The 21,833-nt window shown below is 57.6% G+C and carries 20 protein-coding genes and 1 pseudogene; 13 read left to right on the plus strand and 8 right to left on the minus strand.

From position 1 onward, the window contains the following. Nucleotides 1-119: 119 nt before the first annotated feature. Nucleotides 120-884 (minus strand): annotated as a pseudogene (locus B0G73_RS14535) (glutathione S-transferase family protein); the annotation flags it as partial. Between the two features lie 21 nt (nt 885-905). Between B0G73_RS14535 and B0G73_RS14540 the strand changes: the two are divergent. Then, nucleotides 906-1,481: a TetR/AcrR family transcriptional regulator gene (locus B0G73_RS14540; RefSeq protein ID WP_106281898.1), complete on the plus strand. Its 576-nt coding sequence runs from the start codon at nt 906-908 to the stop codon at nt 1,479-1,481. A 270-nt stretch (nt 1,482-1,751) separates the two neighbouring features. On the opposite strand, the gene B0G73_RS40480 is transcribed toward B0G73_RS14540, so the two are convergent. From B0G73_RS40480 to B0G73_RS14555, 4 genes are all read right to left on the minus strand, one after another. Next, the gene (locus tag B0G73_RS40480) at nt 1,752-1,895 is read right to left on the minus strand and encodes a hypothetical protein (protein ID WP_181196550.1); all 144 of its coding nucleotides are present in this window, start codon (nt 1,893-1,895) and stop codon (nt 1,752-1,754) included. A gap of 385 nt (nt 1,896-2,280) precedes the next feature. Then, nucleotides 2,281-2,940, minus strand: coding sequence for a dienelactone hydrolase family protein (locus B0G73_RS14545; protein WP_258193316.1), 660 nt, complete (start codon nt 2,938-2,940; stop codon nt 2,281-2,283). A gap of 146 nt (nt 2,941-3,086) precedes the next feature. Beyond that, nucleotides 3,087-3,584, minus strand: a complete 498-nt coding sequence (locus B0G73_RS41875; RefSeq protein ID WP_106281812.1) for a DUF3331 domain-containing protein — start codon at nt 3,582-3,584, stop codon at nt 3,087-3,089. Nucleotides 3,585-3,856: 272 nt separating this feature from the next. Further along, nucleotides 3,857-4,798 carry an alpha/beta fold hydrolase gene (locus tag B0G73_RS14555; RefSeq protein WP_106281814.1) on the minus strand — a complete coding sequence of 314 codons (942 nt, stop codon included), beginning with the start codon at nt 4,796-4,798 and terminating at the stop codon, nt 3,857-3,859. A gap of 647 nt (nt 4,799-5,445) precedes the next feature. Between B0G73_RS14555 and B0G73_RS14560 the strand changes: the two genes are divergently transcribed. From B0G73_RS14560 to B0G73_RS14585, 6 genes are all read left to right on the plus strand, one after another. Beyond that, a complete protein-coding gene (locus B0G73_RS14560; RefSeq protein ID WP_106281900.1) occupies nt 5,446-6,360 on the plus strand; it encodes a LysR family transcriptional regulator in 915 nt (304 codons plus the stop codon). 211 nt (nt 6,361-6,571) lie between these two features. Then, the gene (locus tag B0G73_RS14565) at nt 6,572-6,922 is read left to right on the plus strand and encodes a MarR family transcriptional regulator (RefSeq protein WP_308706141.1); all 351 of its coding nucleotides are present in this window, start codon (nt 6,572-6,574) and stop codon (nt 6,920-6,922) included. Between the two features lie 57 nt (nt 6,923-6,979). Further along, the gene (locus B0G73_RS14570; protein WP_258193317.1) at nt 6,980-8,083 is read left to right on the plus strand and encodes an HlyD family secretion protein; all 1,104 of its coding nucleotides are present in this window, start codon (nt 6,980-6,982) and stop codon (nt 8,081-8,083) included. Between the two features lie 18 nt (nt 8,084-8,101). Then, nucleotides 8,102-9,673, plus strand: a complete 1,572-nt coding sequence (locus B0G73_RS14575; RefSeq protein WP_106281818.1) for a DHA2 family efflux MFS transporter permease subunit — start codon at nt 8,102-8,104, stop codon at nt 9,671-9,673. Nucleotides 9,674-9,685: 12 nt separating this feature from the next. After that, nucleotides 9,686-11,122: an efflux transporter outer membrane subunit gene (locus B0G73_RS14580; protein WP_106281820.1), complete on the plus strand. Its 1,437-nt coding sequence runs from the start codon at nt 9,686-9,688 to the stop codon at nt 11,120-11,122. Nucleotides 11,123-11,187: 65 nt separating this feature from the next. Continuing rightward, nucleotides 11,188-11,862 (plus strand): glutathione S-transferase family protein, encoded by a 675-nt coding sequence (locus B0G73_RS14585; protein WP_106281822.1) that lies wholly within the window; start codon nt 11,188-11,190, stop codon nt 11,860-11,862. Between the two features lie 29 nt (nt 11,863-11,891). Here the strand turns inward: B0G73_RS14585 and B0G73_RS14590 are convergent, their stop codons facing one another. Then, entirely contained in the window at nt 11,892-12,776 is an 885-nt protein-coding gene (locus tag B0G73_RS14590) for an NmrA family NAD(P)-binding protein (protein ID WP_106281824.1), read from the minus strand. 171 nt (nt 12,777-12,947) lie between these two features. After that, entirely contained in the window at nt 12,948-13,688 is a 741-nt protein-coding gene (locus tag B0G73_RS14595; protein ID WP_106281825.1) for a GNAT family N-acetyltransferase, read from the minus strand. Between the two features lie 164 nt (nt 13,689-13,852). On the opposite strand from B0G73_RS14595, the gene B0G73_RS14600 reads away from it, so the two are divergent. Further along, on the plus strand, nt 13,853-14,311 hold the full coding sequence (locus tag B0G73_RS14600) for a MarR family winged helix-turn-helix transcriptional regulator (protein WP_106281827.1): 459 nt from the start codon (nt 13,853-13,855) through the stop codon (nt 14,309-14,311). Between the two features lie 113 nt (nt 14,312-14,424). On the opposite strand, the gene B0G73_RS14605 is transcribed toward B0G73_RS14600, so the two are convergent. Then, nucleotides 14,425-15,471 carry an alpha/beta fold hydrolase gene (locus B0G73_RS14605; RefSeq protein WP_106281829.1) on the minus strand — a complete coding sequence of 349 codons (1,047 nt, stop codon included), beginning with the start codon at nt 15,469-15,471 and terminating at the stop codon, nt 14,425-14,427. Between the two features lie 732 nt (nt 15,472-16,203). Between B0G73_RS14605 and B0G73_RS14610 the strand changes: the two genes are divergently transcribed. From B0G73_RS14610 to B0G73_RS14630, 5 genes are all read left to right on the plus strand, one after another. Further along, the gene (locus B0G73_RS14610; protein ID WP_106281831.1) at nt 16,204-16,953 is read left to right on the plus strand and encodes a winged helix-turn-helix domain-containing protein; all 750 of its coding nucleotides are present in this window, start codon (nt 16,204-16,206) and stop codon (nt 16,951-16,953) included. Between the two features lie 223 nt (nt 16,954-17,176). Then, nucleotides 17,177-19,204: an FUSC family protein gene (locus tag B0G73_RS14615; RefSeq protein ID WP_106281832.1), complete on the plus strand. Its 2,028-nt coding sequence runs from the start codon at nt 17,177-17,179 to the stop codon at nt 19,202-19,204. Beyond that, a complete protein-coding gene (locus tag B0G73_RS14620) occupies nt 19,201-19,419 on the plus strand; it encodes a DUF1656 domain-containing protein (protein WP_106281904.1) in 219 nt (72 codons plus the stop codon). The genes B0G73_RS14615 and B0G73_RS14620 overlap by 4 nt, the downstream gene beginning before the upstream one ends. Then, nucleotides 19,416-20,321 (plus strand): efflux RND transporter periplasmic adaptor subunit, encoded by a 906-nt coding sequence (locus B0G73_RS14625; protein WP_106281834.1) that lies wholly within the window; start codon nt 19,416-19,418, stop codon nt 20,319-20,321. The genes B0G73_RS14620 and B0G73_RS14625 overlap by 4 nt, the downstream gene beginning before the upstream one ends. Then, complete coding sequence (locus B0G73_RS14630; RefSeq protein WP_258193318.1) at nt 20,318-21,793, plus strand: efflux transporter outer membrane subunit; 1,476 nt, start codon at nt 20,318-20,320, stop codon at nt 21,791-21,793. Before B0G73_RS14625 ends, B0G73_RS14630 begins: the two co-directional genes overlap by 4 nt. Nucleotides 21,794-21,833: the final 40 nt, after the last annotated feature.

Below are 21,833 nucleotides of genomic sequence, written 5' to 3' on the forward strand. Positions count from 1 at the left end.
CCTTACTTACCTTGTGGATTGTCCAGTTCCGGGATACCACTCTGACGGTCAGCGTACGCCGCCTTGAAGCTCGGGCGTTGTTGCCAGCGTTTCCAGTACGCATCGAGGAACTCAAAACGCTCGTCAAGCGGAGTGGCGTTCACCGGGAACTTGGAGAACGCGATTGCAGTTGCCAGCGTGATGTCTGCGAAGGTGGGTTCGTCACCGCCGAGCAACCATTCGCGTCCGTCCGAGAGGTGCTTGTTGACCAGTGCCGCATGGGCTAGTGCTTCCTTGCGGCTGTGTTCCCCCCATGCCTCGTTTTTTGTCAGTTCGAGCTTGAAACCGAGACCGGTGTGCAGCACGTGGAAAGCCGTGACAATTCGGTACAGGATGTGAACCCAGATGCGGTTGTCCCACATGTTGTCGAGACCCTGCTCCAGCGGGGTCTCGCCCATAATCTTGCGGCCCGGGAAGGTCTGGTCGAGATAACGAACCACGGCCGCCGTCTCCGAAATAAAGCTGCCGTCGGCTAGCTGTAGCGTCGGCGTTTCGCCCCACGGATTCATCTTCAGGTGCCGCCAGCCACGTTGTTCGCCAACTGGGGTCATGTTGTAGATGGCCTCGTCGAAATGCTCGGCGATGCCTTTCTCGTACATGAAGAGCCGCAAGCGCTGCGGATTGGGGAATGCGGAGGGCGACGTGAAGACTTGAAATTTGGACGACATGGTGCGACTCCTGAGGTTAAGAAGGCTTATCTCTACCACGCAGACTACCTGCCACTTGGTAGACCGACGCGTTCTAAAAAAAGCAACTTGCGTTGCCGGGTGGTCACTTCCAAGTTTTCCTACCTGCCACTTGGTAGGATGAACTTTATGAGATAGAATTGAGCCTGTCAAGACCATTTGCAAAAAGAGGTAGCACCGGTGAAAACGGAAGGCGGTTCAAATTCGAGGGAGAACATCCTTGCTGCGGCGACTAAGGTCGCGGGGGCGCACGGGTACGGCGGGCTAAACTTCCGAGACATCGCGGCGGAAGTCGGCATCAAGGCCGCCAGCATCTATCATCACTTCCCCACAAAGGCCGAGCTGGGCGCCGAAGTGGCTAAACGTTATGCGGAGCAGTTTGCCGTGATGCTCGACGCGCGACTGTCTGCCACCGGCGACCCGATTCTCAGCTTGCGCGGATACCCTGATACATTCAGGACGGCGCTGCAGAACGACAATCGCATGTGTCTATGCAGCTTCATGGCCGCTGAATATGATGACTTGCCGGACATGGTGAAGAAGCAAGTTCAGAGGTTCGCCGATGTGAACATCAGTTGGCTGGCGAAAGTGCTTGTTGCCGCCGCGGTGGTGAAAACCGAAGAAAGCGCAGGCCGCGCGCGTGCCATTTACGCCGCCATTTCTGGCGCGCAGCTCATGGCGAGGGGTCGCGCTGACATTGCGGCCTACGATTCGCTGGTTGAGGACTATCGTAAAGCTGGCCTTCTTCCACGCTAGCGGCTTGTTCGACCTGCGCACCACGAGCGACAAGTCCAATCATTCCGGGATGCATTAAAACCGCATCTGAACGTGAAACGGTGCCGTCCGAGGCCGGCGCGGACATCGGTCGCGCAAATGCGCCAAAATAGTGGTTCCGGTGCGACGGACATGCTAGGGAGCGGACCATCACGTCGTTTTGCTTGCCGCGGACCGTCCCGGTCGCAGGTTGGTTCCGTGCCGCAAGATGAACGTACGATGTCTCATTCAATTCGGGCGCCGAAAATATATTTACTGCTTGAGCCGCCCGGTGTCGACGCCGGCTGTCTTCAATGCAGCATCAATCATCTTCAGCGCTTGGCCGACATCGACCGCCCACTTCTCACCATCGCACCGTACGGTCATGCCGTTGTGCATTGAAATCAGATAGCGCACCTTTAACGCATCGTTTCATGCAAAGACCCAGCGGCGTTCTGCAACGCATTTCCCTCTAGCAAACTTCCTGTGTTTTTGTGAATGCCCCTTGGTGAAGTTGAGCCCCGCCTTATCCTGAGCGTGGCCTTCAGACACGTTCCAAGCATCATGAGATGCCGCTCGGAGCCAGCGTCGTCCGTCAGCCGTTCGCCTCGGGGCGCTAACTTCGCCACCTCGTCCGGTGTCTCAAGACTACGCGCCCGTCATGGTTATGGAACATGGGCATCGCGTAGTGAAGCCCATGCGCTATCAGTGCCCGGCTATCAAAAAACTCCGAACCGGCTGCTCGGCGTGTCAGACAAACCGTGGCCGGGTTGCCAGCCATCTACAGTGCAATGACGTTTGTCTACACCTGGAGCGCGCGCCGAAACAGTTCGTATGTCCGCGAATTCGCGAGTTCCGCAGCAGCGCTGTCGTAATGGTGGCCCGTGTGCCGAGCAAACGCGTGGTTACGACCGGGATATGAGTGAACGGTGGCGTTGCTATTATCAGCCATCGCTTTTTTGATGGCCGCTCGGGCCTCAGGAGATATGAACTCGTCCTCTGTCCCAAGGTGCATAATCGTCGGCGCGTGTATTGCGCTCGCCTCGTCGAGATATTTGTCGGTCTCGCCGCCGTAGTACGCTGCCGCTGCGTTGACATTAGTGCGGGCTGCGGTAAGGAAAGTCATCAGGCCTCCAAGACAAAAGCCCATGACACCTACTTTGCCGTTGCTCTCCGGCAACGAGCGAGCCATTGCAATCGTTGCTTCAGCATCCTGACCTCCAAGGTCACGGTCGAATGCGCTGTAGAGTTCGAAGCCCTTCTTCCACTCGTTCTCTGGCCAGCTGTTCAATTCGACCCTCGGCTCCTGTCGCCAGAACAGGTCCGGGCACAATGCGATGAATCCGTGTTCGGCTAACTCATGACATGTCTCACGCATGTCCTCGTTGATGCCGAAAATCTCTTGCAGTACAACGGCACCGGGGCTGCCCGCGGTACTCAATGTAAGCGGCGAAGGTTGCACCCTCTGCTTGTACGTGACGATATTCGCCCATCGTTATGTCCTGTCGCGTAACTGTTGACGACCTGCGGCGGTATGGTAAACCGGCTCGCGGAATGGCTCATAACTGCCGGTGACTTCCGACGCTGCACAAATATGTCGCATCTTCCTCAGGTTGCTGAAACCTCGTTTCGTACAGCCGGAAAGACCTTGCGAGCTCTTTGCTCGGGAGCACAGCTTTGTTGTCGTCGGTCGTTAAGCAAGCCATCATTCTGCCTATCGAGGATTGCGTCTACTCGGCTTGCGAGCAGAACCTCGTCCACATAACATTGGCTCCGGACTGAACGGGCTAATCTGTAAATCTCTTGGCCCCGGATGACTGGCTCGCCGCTCAGTGCGCATATTTCGCTCTTGCGCGCCAGCGCCCGGCGCCATGTCTGGAGACCTGAATTCCCCGAGCAGGGATGGGCCCACGCCACCGAGATTGTGCTTGATGTTAAACGGTCGAGGATGCGGATTTTCACGTCCCGGGGCCAGTGCACGTCGGGACCTCGGCGCTTCGTGTTTCGTTCTTTCACAAGGGATGTATGCGCATAATGTCGACCGCCGCGGGATAGCGATGCGACAATCTGGCTCCAAGCAGAGTTTCTATCCATTTGACCCACCATCGCCTCCGTGTTCAAAAACCGGTCGCAGACAGACTGGTTACAGCACACCGGCTCGCGGTATCAATAGCAAACGCAGCAATTGCTCCGCCTTGCGTGAGTGTGGATGAAGTATGGAGCGCCGATTGTTAGGTGTTCAGTTAAAAGGTGTTAAAACTTAGTCCAGCGCGGGACAACAAAACAATCAACATGACAGCGAGAGCCGACGCTTGCCGCGCGCGCGCCGTAGAAGGACCGCGCGTCGACTCCTCTCTAAAACTGGCGTCGTGCGGATGTCAGCCGGGCGATACGGTCTGAAGAAAGCTTACTAGATATGAGCTGACTTCATCGGGGGCCTCATGTTGCACCCAGTGACCCACCTGCTCGAGTTCGACATAACCAATCAGGCCGGGAAGGCCAGCGCGCAACTTCTGCATCGGCGGGTACAGCGCGCTCAGGCCATCTGCTTTTCCCGCGATGAAAAATGACGGTTGCGTTACCTGCGCGCCTTTGAGAGCAGCGGACAGGCCGAAATAGGTTTCCGCTGCTCGGTAGTAATTTAGCCCGCCGTGGAACCCTGTACGGGCGAACTCAGCGATGTTGTGCTCGACGTAATCAGGCGCGGCCCAACCGGGAAGCGGCCCAGGCGCCGCTCGATTAAGGGCGCGCGCTGGGTCCATCGGGTTCCAGCGCAGATGTTGGGGCGCGGAGCCGGACGCCCAGTAAAGCACCCCGGGTATCGTAACAGCAGCATTCGACCACGCTTCCTCGGCCTCGGGCTTAGTCTGCGCGAACATGTAGAAGCTGTTTTCGTGGCCGGAGTTGCGCATCCGTTCGAACACACTCATATCTCCGCGCGCGACATATGGGACGCTGAGGCAAAACACCGCTTTGAACTTGTCGCTTCGCAGCAGCGCGGCATTCCACGCGTGCGTTGCGCCCCAGTCGTGCCCGACAAGTACAGCGCATGGAATATCGAGCGTCTCGAGCAGGCCGATGAGGTCTCCGCTAGTGTGGAGCGGCGTATATAGCGCTGAATCTGCCGGCGCCGAACTTCGTCCGTAGCCGCGCATGTCAGGCGCAATCGCACGGTAACCGGCCTCAGCGACGGCATCCATCTGTCGGCGCCACGTGTATGCGGTGTCGGGGAAGCCGTGACAGAACACCACGGCCTGACCTTGCCCCTGTTCGGTGACGTGCAGAGAGATTCCGTTCGTGACGACGTCATATTCCTTCATGCTCGTGTGTCCTCGGACTTGGAAAGGTTGACGCTGACAATTGGTTTGCGTGGAACGAACAACCGCCTCCAATGAGTTGACGACGAGAAACGGCTTCTTCTGTCAGTGGATGCGTGGCTATGGCAATCACGATATCAAGCCTGCGGCGCTTCGGCCGAGACCCGGGGGTCGCTTTCACTTAGATTTCTTCCGCTGCACGAGCCGAAGCCTGTCGCGGTTGCTCGGAGCGGAGCTACTAATCCCGCATGGTCAATCCGAACATCTTGAACGATACCTCCGCTGCGGCGGGGCCACCATGCACGCGCTAATCGAGCTCGCGGTGGTCTCCACTTCGTCAGCAATTGAACCTTTCTGAAATGCCACTCGCCCGACTCGGCAACGCGAATGCTGAAACGCAGGCCATAAGGTTGTGTCCAGTTGATGCCGTGCCTGGCTGAGGTCGGGTTGAACTGATGCACACTACCACGATGCTGACGGCAACACGAATCGTTCACGGCCTTGTCCGCTCTGGTGGCAGCAAATGTGTTTTCTGGATAGCATCGTTCGCTGAAAGCGTGTGAATCTTCGTCGCACGCATACCATGTTTAAACAGAAGGATGATTCAGGCTGCAATGGTCTGGGAATCCTCACAATTGGAATTCACTGCGATGGACTACATTGAAAGCCTGCGGCACTTCCGAGCTGTCATGGAAGCCGGCAGCTTCACCAAGGCTGCGGATATGCTCAGTGTCACGACGCCGGTCGTGTCTCGCGCCATCGCCGGGCTTGAAGGAAGGATAGGTACTCGCCTGTTCCATAGAACGACCCGGCAGATGTCCGCGACCGAGGCCGCTGAAAGGCTCTACGAGCGCGTGACTCGGGTACTGGATGAAGTCGATGCAATAGAGGCTGACGCAGCGAACCACACCGTTGAGGCGACCGGGATATTGAGAGTTGTCGCGCACACGACGGCTACGGTCAATCGCCTCGTACCACTAATAGCAAGTTTCAAGCGCGCACATCCTAAAGTGATTCTGGATGTGACTCTTTCGGAGCGGCCAGTTGATTTGGTCGCTGATGGCTACGACTTGGGAATAGTGGTCCCTCACATGTTGTCCAGTGAATTGACCGTGACGCGACTCCTCGAACGGATTCCCCAAATCCTTGTCGCTTCCCCTCGTTATCTGGAACGTCACGCTTTACCCCGGCAACCGGCAGACCTCGACGCCCATACTTTTGTCACAATGTCACCGAGTATCCGCCGACAGGAACTGACCTTTCAAATCGGAGCGGAACAAGTCACAGTTCCGCTAAAAGGAGAAGTATCCTCAAACAGCCCGATGTTCAACCGGACGATGATTCTTGAGGGCTTCGGCCTCGGCGTGATTCCGCAGGCAGTCGTACAGCTCGAACTGGACACAGGGCAGTTGCTGCCGGTCCTGCAGGAGTTTCCCCTCGTCAACGGCGCAATCGAAATCCGCCTCGCCTACAACACCCGGGCTCTGATGCCGGCGAAAGTGCGCGTGTTCATCGAACATGCCGCTGCTTTCTACGAGTCTTTCGCGGCCTCCACGAACGTCTGACCGTCTTCGCCCTTCGGAGCAGTGCTCAGCGGGCCACTGCATCGTGCGCCGATTCTTGTCAAAACTGTGAGAATCAGATGCTGCTGGTCGCGTTGATGTGGCCACGCTTGGGCCGTACATTGTGCACATGCACACATCAATCCTCCAGAACGACGACTGTTTTGCTGTCAGACAGGCCGCAAGGCAGGTCTCCCAGCTGTATGAACGTCACATGTCGGCAGCCGGCGTCACTCCAACGCAGTTCAGCGTTTTGACGGCGCTTGGATTGAAACGGGGGCAGACCATGCACTGCCTGTCCACGACGATGGTGATGGAGCGTACGACAGTAATTCGCGCCTTGAAGCCTTTGCTCAAGAACGGCTACGTGAGCAGCGTTGCCGAAGACGGCGGCAGGCGACTACTGCTAGCCCTGACTGACAAAGGGAAGGCGAAGCAGGAAGAAGCAGCGCAGTTCTGGCAGGCAGCGAAACTGGAGTTTGAGCATAGGTTCGGTGCGAAGGCGGCAATTCACTTGCGCGAAGAGTTGTTCCGCATAGGCACAGAGTTGTCGTCGCAAGAGTAGGCCAACGTCTCCTGGTTGAAAATCGTAAAAATCCATATCACTTAAATAGGTATACTAATGAAAACTTCGGTAACTCCAGCCTCGAATGCCGTCGCACCCCCTGTGGCGACGGCGACACCCCGGTCCTTGCCGTGGATGAAACTCGCTGTGCTGATGCTGGTTGTCGTTCTTGCCGCAGCCGCTGGCTATTGGTATTGGGTGCTGCGTTTCCAACAAACGACAGATGATGCGTACGTGGGTGGCAACGTGACAGTGATGGCCCCTAAAGTGAGCGGTTTCATTGACCAGATTCTTGTTGAAGACAACCAACACGTGAAAGCCGGCCAGGTGCTCGTCCGCCTTGACTCACGTGATTATGATGCGAAGCTTGCGCAAGCGACCGCAGAAGTCGAGAGCGCTCAATCTGCCGTTGAAGAACTGAAGGCCAAGCAAGTACTTCAGCAAGCGATAATCAACCAGCACGTCGCGGAGACAGCGGCTTCAAAGGCCGAGCTCACGCGTTCGAACTCGGACCAGCTTCGCTACCGCGAATTGGTGAAAGACGACGCTGTTTCGAACCAGATTGTGGAACGTGCGAACGCCGATTTCTCCAAAGCGCAGGCTGCAGTTCAAAAGAGTGATGCTGCGGTAATTGCTGCAACGCGTGAACTGGATGTCCTGGCGGCACAAGTCAACGATGCAAGGGCTCGCGTCGATACAGCGCTCGCCGCTCAACGAGTCGCGCAGCTCAATGTCGAATACACCGTTATTCGCGCGCCTGTGGATGGCTATATCGGCAATCGAACGGCCCGAGTCGGCGCGCTCGCTAACATAGGCGTGCCCATTGTGTCCGTGGTACCCGAGCAGGGTCTCTGGGTCGACGCCAACTTCAAGGAAGACCAACTCAGAAAGATGCATGTCGGCGACACGGCGGATGTGCAACTGGATGCATCGAGCACAGTGATTCATGGCCGAGTGGAAAGCCTCGCCCCGGCGACTGGCGCGACGTTCAGTGTGCTTCCTCCGGAAAACGCAACCGGCAACTTCACGAAGATTGTCCAACGTGTGCCCGTCCGCATACATCTTGATACCCCCAAGGGTATGGAAGCGGTGCTGCGCCCCGGTCTCTCGTCGGTCGTGACGGTTCACACGGTTGCCGGCGACAAACAGAGCGGTAGCTGAGCAGCCCTGGAGCCAATCATGACTACTCATATCGGTGACCCTGCATCACAGCCGTTAAAGCAGCGTGTCTTCGCGTTTGCTCTGATGTGTTTGGGTTTCTTCATGGCGACGCTGGATATTCAGATTGTCGCCTCATCCTTGCGGGACATTGGTGGAGGTCTCTCGGCAAGTCAGGACGAACTGTCGTGGGTGCAAACCGCTTACCTCATCGCCGAAATCCTTGTGATTCCGATGTCTGGTTGGTTGTCGAAGGTATTTTCGACGCGGTGGCTTTTCGTTGCCTCCGCCGTTGGATTCACTGTCACGAGCATGCTCTGCGGCATCGCCTGGGACATCAACTCGATGATTATTTTCCGAGGCTTGCAGGGCGCTTTAGGCGCAGCGATGATTCCGACCGTCTTTACGACCGCTTTCGTGCTGTTCCCTGGTAAGCAACGCATCGTGGCGTCGACCACCATCGGAGCATTAGCGTCACTCGCCCCTGCAGTCGGCCCTGTCATCGGAGGCTGGATTACTGACCAATGGTCGTGGCACTGGCTTTTTTATCTGAACCTCATACCGGGCGTTTTCGTAGCAGCAATGGTTCCGAAGTACGTGAACATCGATGCGCCCAATCTGAAACTTTTGAGGTCTGGTGATTACCTTGGGATTGTCCTGATGTCCGGGTCTCTTGGGTGCCTCGAGTACGTATTAGAAGAGGGTCCGCGCAAGAACTGGTTCGGCGACAACCTCATCATCACGTGTACCTGGATATCGGCTATCTGCGGGTTTCTCTTTCTTGTTCACGCGTTCACCGCCAAAGAAACGATTGTCGACATCCGGGCGCTTTTCGTTCGCAACTTTGGTATCGGCAGCCTGCTGTCATTCATCACCGGAATTGGCATCTTTGTATCGGTTTTCCTGACACCGCTGTTCCTGGCGCAAGTTCGAGGCTTCAACTCTTTGCAAATCGGTATTGCTTTGCTCTCGGTTGGTGGTTTCCAGCTGGTGGGTCTGGTGGTCTACGCATTTGCTACCCGATACATCAGCCTTCGAATTCTGATGACCTTCGGGCTTGTGCTGTTCGGAATCGGTTGTTACCTGTATGTGCCGTTGACCCACGATTGGGGATGGCAGCAACTGCTGCTTCCGCAGGCACTGCGCGGTATTGGGCAACAGTTCTGTATCGCGCCCATTGTGACTATGGCTTTGGGGTCGCTGCCTCCGTCCCGTTTGAAGTCTGCCAGTGGTCTGTTCAATCTCATGCGCAACCTGGGCGGCGCAATCGGGATTGCCGTCAGCGCCACGATGCTTAATGACCGGTTGAACTTTCACTATCTTCGCCTGAACGAGAGTGTCACCGCAGGTCAACCCGAAGTTGTGGGTGCCCTGTCAGAGCAAGTCCAGCACTGGGCCATGACTGCGGGCAACGCGGTCGATGCCACGCAATCCGGCCTCGCCTCATTGCAGCACCTGATTTTTCGTGAAGCCCTCACCTTGACGTTTTCGGACACATTCTATGTGTTGTCCCTGTGTTTCGTCGTTGCAGTTGTGAGCGTCTTCTTCTCAAATCCGTTTTCGAATTCGGCCCCTCCGCCGGATGCACACTAATCGAGGTTGGTCATGAAAAAGCTTTTGATTGCAGCTGCTGCGAGTCTGGTGATGGCTGGGTGTGCGGTGCAGCCGGCAACGCATCCGGAATTGAAGGAATCAGTCTCAACGGTGGCCCCTGCGACGTGGTCAGTCGACGTACCCTCTAGTGGCGCCGATGCGAAGCTCTGGTGGCAGCAGTTCAACGACGCAACGCTGAACAACTTGATAGACACGGTCCTGAGCGACAACCTGGACCTCAAGGCCGCGGCAGAACGGGTCAAGCAGGCTCAGTCGCTTACAACGCAAAAGCGCTCTGCGTTGCTTCCCGAACTTGATGCAACCGCACACGTGGCTGCCGCGCGGCAGAACACTCCCCCGCCGTTGGGATATGTGCGCGAAGGGGGCGTCGGGCTTGCTTTGAACTGGTCGCCAGACGTGTTCGGCGGGGAACGCCTTGACCTCCTGGCGGCTGAGTCCACGCTGGTGGGGCAACAGCACGCCGAGGACCAGGTCAGGCTCGCACTCGCCGCTGACACCGCTGCGGCCTATGTCGACCTGCGCTGGGCGCAATCGGAAATGAAAATCCTGCAGGACAACCTGTCGATTCGCACTCGTGCGCTTCAGCTTACCCAGGAGCGTCTGCACTATGGCTTATCGACCCAGCTTGACGTCAGCCGTGCCCAGAATCAACTGGACGCGTTGCAGTCCCGCGTTGCGCCAACTCAGGCTACCATCCAGCATCAGCTCGACCTTATAGCCGTGTACTCGGGTAGAACGCCCGAGTCAGTCGATGGCCTGATACTGTCCACACCGGCTGCAATTCCGACGCCGAGCGGCGCCGCACCCACGACGCTTCCATCGGAAGCGCTCCTGCGTCGACCGGACGTTCTTACCGCGTACGCAAAAGTCGAGCAACGGGCAGCCCAGGTGGGAGTTGCCAAAGCGGAGCGCTATCCAAAATTCAACCTCAACCTCGCTGACGGCTTGCTGGCAGCGTCTTACCTCGGCGCGCCTACGCTGACCGATAATCTCTTCAGCGCCGCACTCAGCGCCACGAGTCCGATATTCAATGCCGGCCGAATTACTGCGGACATCAACCAGAGCGAAAGCAAGATGCGAGAGTCACAATTGAATCTGCAGGAAACGATTTTGCAGGCGCTCCGAGAAGTCGAAGACTCACGCTCCGACCTGATTGGACGGAGCGAGCAGACTGCCAACCTGAAGTCGGCGCTGGGCGCGTCGGACAAGTCACTGCGGCTTGCAAATGAGCTGTACAAAGGTGGCGCAACAGACTTCCTCGACGTGTTGTCCGCGCAGGAAGTGTTTCTGCGCGATTCGGATGCTCTCAACCTTGCGAGTCGGGACAAAGCCTTGGCAGCGGTTGCACTGTACAGGTCTCTGGGCGGGGGATGGAGCCAGAACGACACAGTTGCCGTTGACAAGATTCCCGGCCTTGCGTCTCAGTGACATGCATGCCGCACGTTACACCTAATTTATATCGGAGAGAAATAGTGGAAGCCAGATGTTATCTCATGGGTGCGCCGACGGGCAATTGTCAACGGGTAGCCATCGCAATCGAAGAAGCCGGCGTTCCGTATCATCCAGTTAGAATTGGCTTGCGAACTGGTGAGCATCACTCGGACGCCTTTCGACGTATCAACCCACGGGCCCAGGTTCCGGTGTTGGTGGACTTGCATGGCACACATCCGTTCGTACTGACGCAGTCGAACGCCATCATGCTTTACCTCGCAGACATGACGCCCGGCAGCTTGCTTCCGCCCATCGGCACCCCTGAGCGTGCTGTCGCATACGAACGCTTCATGTTTATGCTGACAGACGTGATAGCCGTCTACCATGCCGCCAACTTTATGGCCGCGGTGGAGCATGGCGCTTCAGCGGATGCGCACCGTCTAAAAAGTATGGCTGCGTTTGCGCATACTGAGAAATTTCTAGCTGGTTCAACCAATATCTGCGGGAACCAGTTTACGCTTGCGGACGTTTGCGCAGTAACGATAGCTGCCCGCGAGGAGCGGAATCTGGACTGGTCGAAACTTCCAAACACTCGTCGTTGGTTTGACGAGACAATGAGAAGGCCCTCTGTAATACGTGGGATGGCAACGTTCAACGAATCCGACAAAAGCATTGGGTCCGAGCCGCAGGCGTCACTTGCTGAAGTCAGCAGCGCATTTCGGTTCAAGCCCCAATGATGTGGCTGCTCTCGCCGGTAAAAAGCGTCCTAGTCGGTGAATAGCGCCGCGTGTCTTCGAACGAAAGTTTCAACAGTCATCGGCGGTTCGCCGGTTATCGCGGCGACGACGTCGTTGGTGCCGGCAAAAACGCCGTTCTGGTAGTCAAGCGCTACGGACAAAAGATGCTGGGCGAACGTATCGCTGAACTTGCTATCACTATCAAGACGCTTTTTGAAAAGCTCAAGGTCGATTGGCTCATATTTCACGTCGCGCCCCAACGCACGTGACATCTCAGCAGCGATTTCGTGATGGTTCATCTCGACCGGGCCGTACAACGGGTAGACCTTGCCCGCATGGGGTCCCGGCTCGCGGAGAATCGCCGCGATAACCCGTCCCTGGTCTTCGGCCGCAATGGGCGCATGACGGCCTTCACCAAACGGGAGTCGGATAACGCCGTCTTTCTTTATGTTGGCAACCTGCCCTGGATACGTCAGCCATTGTGCAAAAAACGTTGGCCGGAGATGCGTCACCGGGGTCTTGAAGCCGTCAAGGACGCGCTCTGAAATCCAGTGGTCGCGGGCGGCATGACTTTTTGCAATCCGTCGTGCGGAGATTTGCGACATGTTCACGATGGCGGTCAGGCCGGCCTCTTCGGCAGCCTGCGCGAAATAGGCGCTGGCCTGAACGCCGCCCGCTTCGATGGGGAATACAAAGTACGCAGAAAAAATTCCCTGCAGAGCCCTAGCCACATCGTCGAGCTCGGCCAGGTCGCCCACGATGACGTCGACACCTTTCGACTTGAGCCGTTCGCTCTTTTCGCTTTCTTTGCGCACCAAAGTTCGCACTTTCTCGCCAGCGCCTAAGAGTGCGTCAATCGTGGCACCGCCCGTATCGCCAGTCGCGCCGGCGACGAATAATATCCGGTCAGCCATTTCAGGTACCTCACACGTCGAGACGGATTAGCATCACCGCCCATTCAAGAAAGGACGAAGCATCTCATCCAATGGCTCGCCCGCGAGAGGGAACGGAGCGAGAGAAAGTTCGGGACACGCCAACTCATCAATACCTTGACGCTCGCTGTTGACGTTTCACCCGACGTTGAATCAGTCGTTGGGCTGGGCGCGGGTCATGGCGGTTACATAAAGGTTACGAGCCCGCCGGAAGCCTAGCTGCTGATAAACGCGAATCGCTGGTTCGTTTGTCGAGAACACGTGAAGAAACGGAATCTGTCCACGCTCCTGAATGCCTGCTGACAATGCTTCCATGAGAGTTTTTGCCAGACCACGGCCACGCCAGTTGGGATGGGTGCAGACTGCACTTACCTCGACGTACCGTCCAGCAATCATCCGTTCTCCGGCCATCGCGATGAGTTGGTCCCTGTCTCTGATGCCAAGGAACGTTCCCATTTCATGCGTTCGTTCTTTGAAGGGACCGGGGTCGGTGAGTCTTACCAACTCCATCATTGCGACAACATCCTGCGTCCCAAGCGTTTCGATTCTTGAGTCATCGGGTCTCGCGAATTGCTTTCCTGCGACCATCTGGATGACAGTCGCTTCACGAACAACCCTGTACTGGGAAGGCACAAGTGGCTTGTCTTTCGTGAAGAGCGTCAACCGTTCGTCTGATTTGAGCATCCCGGCAATCTGTGCGACGCCATGCTCTGAATAATCCTCGGCCGCTCCAAACGGTGCAAGCTCTGGCAGATACCTCAGTGCGGCAGCATTGCGCTCAGCTATCTCGGCATGTTTTCCAGAAAGGGCTGCCCAGACGACATTGTCGAGGTATGCGTCCGACTCTATCTCGTTCAGGATGTTCTCAGGTGTTTCCGGGGCTATGGGATTCATTACGGGTTCCAGTGCGACTCACGCTCGTTCAAATTAGTGGCATATGCAAACAGATTGAAGGTATCGTACGTGCATGCGCACACATGTCAACCCAATTTACAATGACCGCCCGGGCGTACTACTGGATGGTCGCGCGGTTGTCCACGAACACGGAGTAGTTGGCCTTGGCGACATCGAATACCAAAAAGCCTCTTGCCTGCAACAGCGGCGCTCTTCGCAAAGCTACGCGCCGGCTAGCGCAGCTCTACGACGCGACGCTCGCGCCCTGCGGGCTGAGTTCGGGTCAACGGTCTCTCCTCGTGCACATCGAACGAGCCGGAAGTCCTTCAATGACTGAACTCGCGCATTCCCTGGTGCTGGACCGGTCGGCCCTTGCTCGCAATATCAAGCCACTCGAGAGAGACGGCTTTCTGATGCAGCGGCCCGATAGCGATGACGGTCGAAGCCGTCGGGTGGCACTCACCACTGCAGGTCGAGCAAAGCTTGCAGAAGCAAATCGCTTATGGCGGAAAGCTCAGAGTCGCTTCGAACACGTGTATGGCGAAGAACGGGCTGCGGCGCTGCGCGCTGCGCTCTCCGAAATCTATTCCGACGAATTCCTCGAAGCGTTCGGTCAGCCCTGAGTTCACTGCTATGGTGCTAGTTGCTGACTATGTAAGGGCGGGGCCACCGGTTCCGTCGATGTTCTGGCCGCGTGCAGCATCAATCCGGTAGGCGCAAGTCGTCACGGCGATGTTTATGCTGCAAGGCGCTTGTCTGAGAGCCATGTCGAGATTGCACCATTGACTTGCTCCGGCTTCTCTAGTGGCAGCCAATGGGCTCCTTCGAGCGATACAACTCGGAGGTCACTGCACGCCGCACGCATTGGGTCGCCGAGTCGATTGCGTGAGATATCGCAAATGCTGTCCCACAGTCCGTTGATGAAGAGAACGGGCGTCTTCAGGCGTCCGGCGTCCGGGCTAGTGCCTGCGAACGCAATGTTGGCTGCGTCGTTCAGATACCAGGCATTGGGACCGAAGAACCCATTGGCGTTGAATTCCCTCACGAATGTGTCGAAGTCCTGCTTTGACATCATCGTTGGTACGCGAGGGACGTTAGGGGCACGGTGTGCGGCACCAAACAAGCCTCCTCTGGCTCTAACGGACGCAGTCGGCGATGGCTTGCCGACAACCTCTGGGGAGCCCGGCCGAAACATGACCGAAAAGAACGAAGAGACGTCCGCCTCGTAGTCTGTAGTTGCCTGATTGAACTGCTCAAGATAAAACTGGTAATAGTCCCATTGTCCGAATGGGAACTGGTCTTCGGGATACAACCTCCTGTCCACGAGCGGAAGCAGGCTAGGCAGAGCGAAGGCGTTCGGAAAGTACGGCACAGAAATGTTCACTATGGCGCGGCAGTGGTCCGGATGATGGGTCGCCATCCCGGACACTACCGGACTTCCGAGGTCGTGACCAATCCATACAGCAGGCCGCGAGCCTAGCGCGCCGTGCATCTCCAACATATCCGCCACAATTTCACGCATAGCGTAGGCGTCGACAGATGTCGGCAATGATGATTTTCCATACCCTCTCATATCCGGGGCGACGCAGCGCCATCCGGCGCCGGCGAAATGTTCGAGCTGCTTTCGCCACATGATGCTGAGTTCCGGCCATCCGTGCACGAAAATCATCAGCGGACCGTCCTTGGGGCCCGCCTCAATCCAGACCGTACGATGGCGTGGTGTCTCAATCTGATTCGTTCGAAAGGGCGAATCGGTGCCTGGCTGCCGGTCAATAGCGTGCATGGCCTCTTTTTTGCCAAATGGGGAGCAGCCTGAGAGGAGGCCTGCGCCAGCAATTGTCAGTGCACGAAGAGCGGTCCGACGTTTAATGCCTAGGTTTGTCATTGGCCTTCTTGATAATTGACGATAGTCATGAGCTGGCGTTCGCTGCGTGTGCGAGCTAACCGCGCGTGGGCCTCAGCCCCATGCAGCGCAACCAATCATCGACAGCCAGTTCGACAAAGCGCTAGTTCCCACGCGGGTCTCGACGGCAACAGGCTGCGTGCGAAGCATATGTTGCGCACGGACGGAGACATATCGTGCATGCGCAAAAGCGCAACGCAATGTGTCCTGCACCAAGCTGTCAATTCGCTGAATTGCTGTCTCGGACTGTGCTGACATCGCGACCCACGACGCTCTCGAATCCTGCTGCGACGTCCACATCAGTTGGGTACCGCGTCTAGCGCTCGGCCGTCTGCCGAGTACACCCACAGCAGAAGCAGCTTTGCTAGTCACGTTTCCTTCAGATAGCCGGGCAGTCCTTGAAGGTTCTCTCAAGGCGCTGCCGAGGCGGTAGTTAAATCTCGCTAATTCTCGGCAGATTGAGCAGCGGAGCCGCCGACGTTTGACAAACGTTCCAAGCCATCATTAACAACGATTAACAGTGATTAACGGCCTGCCTCTTCTTGCCGAAACACAGCGGGCGGTACATTTGGCGTTGATGATTGACAACGTCTAGCATCTTGGAGAGCGACGATGGACCGTCTTCAGTACGAATTTGGGGTCTTCACACTGTTTCCCGAGAGCGAGCAATTGTTCGCCGGGCGTGTTGAGGTCCGGTTGGGGCACCGGGCAATGCGAATCTTGTCGCTGCTAGTGCAACGGGACGGCACCATCGTCAAGCACAGCGAGCTCGTTGGCTACGCCTGGCCCGAGACGGTGGTGGAAGAGAACAACCTGCGGGTGCAGATGACAGCTATTCGCCAGGCGTTGCGCCAATTCGAACCGGAGGCGACCTACATCAGGAACGTTGCTGGTCGCGGCTACCGCTTCTTCCGGGAGCAAAACGATGAACCTGACTCGCTGGTGAACGTACCGACCAGAGAAAACAGACGTGAATTGAAAGGAAGTTCCGTGAAGGCCCGGCAGTTGCTCTCTGCCGCGGCAATGAACAAGTGCCACACCCGAGGCAACATCAGTGCTGTCCGTGAAGACAAAATTGGACGCGCTTGTCGGCAATTTATCCTTGCGGGGACCTTGCCTGTCGACAGGCGCGGGCTGCACCAGATGCGGCTTCGACTCGCCACATACGCTGGCGTTCGTCAAACTGCAATGCTATCGCTACTGTTGCACCGCTTGTCGGAAACGGTCGCCGCCCGCCCACGGCGGTTGCAGACAACAATTGTGCACGACGTAACGCAGTGGAGCCCTTATGAAAGTAGCTCTCGCCAACGCAAATTCGTACAGACGATAGCGGTCGACTTTGCGATAGGTTCCGGCGAGTGACTATCATGGACCACGCCAAATCGCCGCGACTCTCCTTGACGGTGGCGGAAATCAACGTCCCCAAGTCGGCAGACATCATGGGCGCTGCAACGCTTGTCGGGTCGAGGGTGATATCAATACGCGCAGCAGACCGCTCCATCGGCTTTGCAGGCCCGGCTGCGAAACCAAAAGTCGTTGCTTGGCGAAGCGCTCCCGATGGGCATTATCGAACGGACAAGCGGCGATGACCCTTGACACTGGTCCAGCGGCTTTTGCGCTCCGGTCATACGTTGCGGCGATGCTTGCATACTGGGTTGCCCTCAAGATTGGACTCCCTCGGCCATTTTGGGCTGTAACGACCGTGTACCTCGTCTCCCAGCCCTTGGCCGCCGCCGTCCTATCGAAGGCTGCCTATCGTTTAGGAGGGACTGTACTGGGCGCGGCAGCGGCGGTCGTGCTGGTCCCAAACTTCGTCAACGAGCCCGCCGTGCTCAGTTTTGCAATGGCGGCCTGGCTGGGCTTGTGTATGTTCGTGTCGGTTCACGACCGCACGCCTCGCGCCTATACCTTTCTGCTGGCCGGGTATACGGCAAGCATCATTGGGTTCCCCAGCGTCAATTTTCCGGCGGGTATCTTCGGCACTGCAGTCGTTCGTGTACAGGAGATTGTTGTCGGCATCCTCGCGGCAACAGTTTTGCATGGGTTCGTATTTCCCACGACTCTAGCGCAGCAGCTATCCAGTCGTCTGCAGCAAATCAGAACTTCAACAAAAACGTGGACCGTGCAAGCTTTGGCTGGCGAGCGCAGTGACGCTTTTCGTCGCGAGCGGCAACGACTCATCGTCGACATAAATGACCTCGGGCAGCTTGGTCATCATTTGCCATTCGACATGGCGCTTGTCATTCCACCGCGACGGGCAATTCGAGCCTTGCAGCACCAGCTATCCCTCATGGTGGCAGTGACCCGGGCGGTAGAAGACCGGTTGGACGCCCTCCGTGGACTGCCTCAGGGCGTTCCCATGGGGATGGCGCAAACCATTCAGCGGGTTCGCGACTGGCTAGGCCGCGATGACGATTTGTTGTTCGGAAGGCAAGCCGATGACCTCATTGTCATGGTTCGCAAACACGAACCCGACGTCGCTCAGCCATGGACGTGGCGGGAGATGCTGCTACAAAACGTTACGGGAAGACTGATTGACCTAATCTGCGCGCACCGCGATACGTTTTATCTGGTCAATGTGATTGAGGGCAAACCCCCGGGCGACAGGGCGGGCGTGGAAGAAATGCTCCGCAACGCGGGACCACGCTCGGCACATACCGATACCGGCCTTGCCGCGCGAGCAGCGCTCGGCGCGGCAGCGACAGTCCTCCTTGCGTGCTGTTTCTGGATAACGACTGAATGGCCAGATGGCGCTGTCGGAGCGCTCATCGCCGGCGTCACCTGCGCGTTGTTCGGTTCACTCGACAACCCCGCTCCCGCAGCCAGGAAGTTTCTTGCTGGTTCGATTCTTGGCTGCTGCCTCGCAACGTTTTACGGTTTCGTGGTCTTGCCTCGCGTCACAGACTTTGTAGTGCTTGCAGCGGTGCTGGCCCCGTCGCTCATCCTTCTGGGAAGCGCACTGGCACGACCTCGTACTGCTCTCTTCGCGCTCGGCACACTCATTGGGCTACTCAATACAGTGGGCCTTAACGCCAGCTACGACGGTGACTTCATGAGCTTCATCAATAGCGCCATCGCGCAAAACGTCGGAACGGCGTTCGCAATCTTCGCCCTATCGGTTTTCAGGACCTTGGGTTCCGACGAGGGTATTCGGCGCCTGAGACGAGCTGGCTTCCGTGATGTGATTCGGCGCATCGAAGGAGAATACCCAGATGTCGCGACTTGGACCAGCAGGATGCTGGACCGCGTCGGGATGCTCGTTACGAGAACGATGATGCAGTCAACGCAACAAGGCGGCGATGCTGTGCAAGCATTGCAAGACCTTCGAATCGGCGTGGCTGCTGGAGACCTGAGGTCACTGGCAATGCTGGCAACTGAACGTCAGCAGGCGTCAATTGATGATGTGCTTCGTTCAGTTACAAGCTTCTACCGCGAACGAATTCGCGATGTCCGCGTATCCCCAAGTCCTCGCCTGCTAGCGGAGGTGGACTCTCTTGCCCATGAGTTTCACGCAGACCCAGATGAGGTGAGAAGGCGGACTGCAGCAGGACTCGTTATGAGCCTTCGATGCAACCTGTTCCCCTCCGCCACCCTTGTGGGGCTATCCTGGTGATAGGCGAAATCTCGCTTGGCGGCGTTTACATTCCGGCCTTGGTCTTCCTCGGCCTTCTCGCGTTGGTGCTGTTCGCATTCGTCTCATCGCTCATGTCCATTCTCGGCGGCTATCGGCTGTTCTCAAACAGGCCGTTGGTAGATATTGCGTTGCTAGTTATCCTCATGGGCGCGGTCGTGGTTTGCAGCTCAATTATCCAGTCGGTGACGCTATGAAAACGACCTTATCGGCGCTTGCCAAATGGCTATTCACGTTGGGACTGGTTGCGTGTGCAGTCGTCGTCGCTATTGCGCTGTGGAACCGCTATGAGACACAGCCCTGGACACGGGACGGGCATGTGAGAGCGGATGTCGTCCGAGTTACCCCCGACGTGGGAGGGCTCGTCACCTCTGTGCGCGTCCACGACAACGAGGAGGTCAAGGTTGGACAGTTGCTGTTCGTGGTGGACCGCCCGCGATACGAGGACGCACTGGCCGAATCGACTGCGGCGATAACGAGCGCCAAGGCCGTGCTAAGCCAGGCGCAGCGCCAATCGAAGCGTGATTTGGCGCTGGGCGACCTTGTAGCTACGGAAGCGCACGAGCAAAACGCGGCGAAGGTCGAGACAGCACTTGCGGCGCTTAACGAAGCGAATGCCAAGAAAAGCACCGCTCAGCTCAATGTAACTCGCACTGAGGTACGCGCAACCGTGAATGGATTGGTGACGAATCTCGACCTGCATCCAGGTGATTACATTGGGCCAGGGACTCAGGCGCTAGCCCTCGTCGATAGCGATTCCATTCGGGTAGAAGGCTATTTTGAGGAAACCAAGCTTCGGCACATCCATGTAGGCAGCAAAGCGCGAATCACGCTTATGGGCGACGACCGGATACTAACAGGCCATGTCGAAAGCATATCCGGCGGCATTGCGGACGACCAACGCTCTCAGACGTCAAACCTCCTGCCTTCTGTCGCACCGACGTTTTCGTGGGTTCGGCTTGCGCAGCGCTTTCCGGTTCGTATTCGGGTCGATTCGTTTCCCGCCGATATCGCGTTCATTCCGGGGCGCACAGCGACCGTTGCCATCGAGTATATCGGCGGTAAGCATGGCCAGACGGTAGGCGGAGGGCCCAAGTGAAGTCGTGGGTGATGACGGCATTCGGCCTTGCATCTTTGACCGCGTGCACCGTGGGCCCGAACTACAACGTACCGGCAAAGGCCACGGCGGTCGACCCGCTTGCGCGAGCGCCGTTCGTTGGGGCAGCCAGCAACACTGTCGTATCGGCACCCTTGCCCGACCACTGGTGGAAGCTTTATGACGATGCCCGCCTGGACGATTTGATTCGGGAGGGTTTGGCCGCAAATCGGGACCTTGGCGCTGCGCAAGAAAATCTCGCACGCGCAACCTATGCGGTATATGAGGCGGAATCGGCGAACTTACCCTCCACAGCGCTTTCGGGAGCGGTAGCGGTTTCAACTCCACCGCTTCCGCGCGCCGCCGGCATGCCTCTGCGCGGGGTTTATTCTCTCGGCGGTGCCATTTCATATGCGCTAGACCTAGCCGGCGGTATTCGTCGCGAGGTTGAGGCAGCGAAAGCGGGACGCGACACGCTGCAGGCTGCCCGTGACCAGGTGCGAATGGTGGTGGCCGCAGGAATCACTCGCGACTACATAGCTGCATGTTCCGCTAATCAAACATTGGCTTCCGCTCAACACGTGCTCGACGTCGAGACACAAACTCTGCGTGCGACGGAACGTCTGAGGCAGGGCGGTAGGGCAACGGCGTTCGACGTGACACGCGCGCGCGCAGCCGTCGCTACAAGCGGCGCCGCACTACCGCCAATCGTCGCTCAGCGCAATGCAGCGGTCTTCGCGCTCACCGCGCTACTTGGAAGAGTCCCTGCTCAATATCCTCGCGAGGTACAGGCGTGCTTGGCACCGCCGCGACTGCTGGCCGAGATTCCCGTCGGAGACGGCGCCGCTCTTATTCGCAGACGGCCGGACATCCGGGAGGCAGAGCGAAAGCTGGCTGCCGCGACCGCCCTAATCGGTGTTGAGACTGCAGCGCTGTATCCGCAAGTGAGTCTTGGAGGCAGCATAGGCATGAGCGGGCCGACATCCAAGTTCAGCAATAAGTCGCAGATATCGATGTCGTTCGGTCCCATTGTGACGTGGACGTTCCCGAACGTAGTGGCGACTCGCGCGCGCATCGCCGAGGCCGGTGCTACTGCGCGCGCCGCAGAGCAAACCTTTGACGGCGCCGTCATCGAGGCACTCCGGGATACAGAGACCGCACTCGATGCATATTCAGGCGAACTGCAGCATAACGGCAGCCTGGTAGCGGCTCGTGACACTGCCTCAGAGGCTAACGAACAGGCGTGGCGCCTCTTCAGATTCGGGCGGACGGACTTCCTCAGCGTACTAAGCGCACAAGAGAATCTGGCTTCCGCGGAGTCTTCCCTTGCTGCGTCGAATGCCTCGCTGATAGACAGGCAGATAGGTGTCTTCATCGCGTTGGGCGGCGGCTGGGAGGATTCCGCCTCCCCGCAGATGTCACCCCCCGGCGCAGATAATATCGAACAGCCGAGCGATGTTCGTCCGTCTCCTTGATGCAGGGCCCGTACCGAACGCTTCTACGCGAAGCGGCCGA

It is taken from the genome of Paraburkholderia sp. BL25I1N1 (assembly GCF_003002025.1).
In the GTDB taxonomy this organism is placed as follows: Bacteria; Pseudomonadota; Gammaproteobacteria; order Burkholderiales; family Burkholderiaceae; genus Paraburkholderia.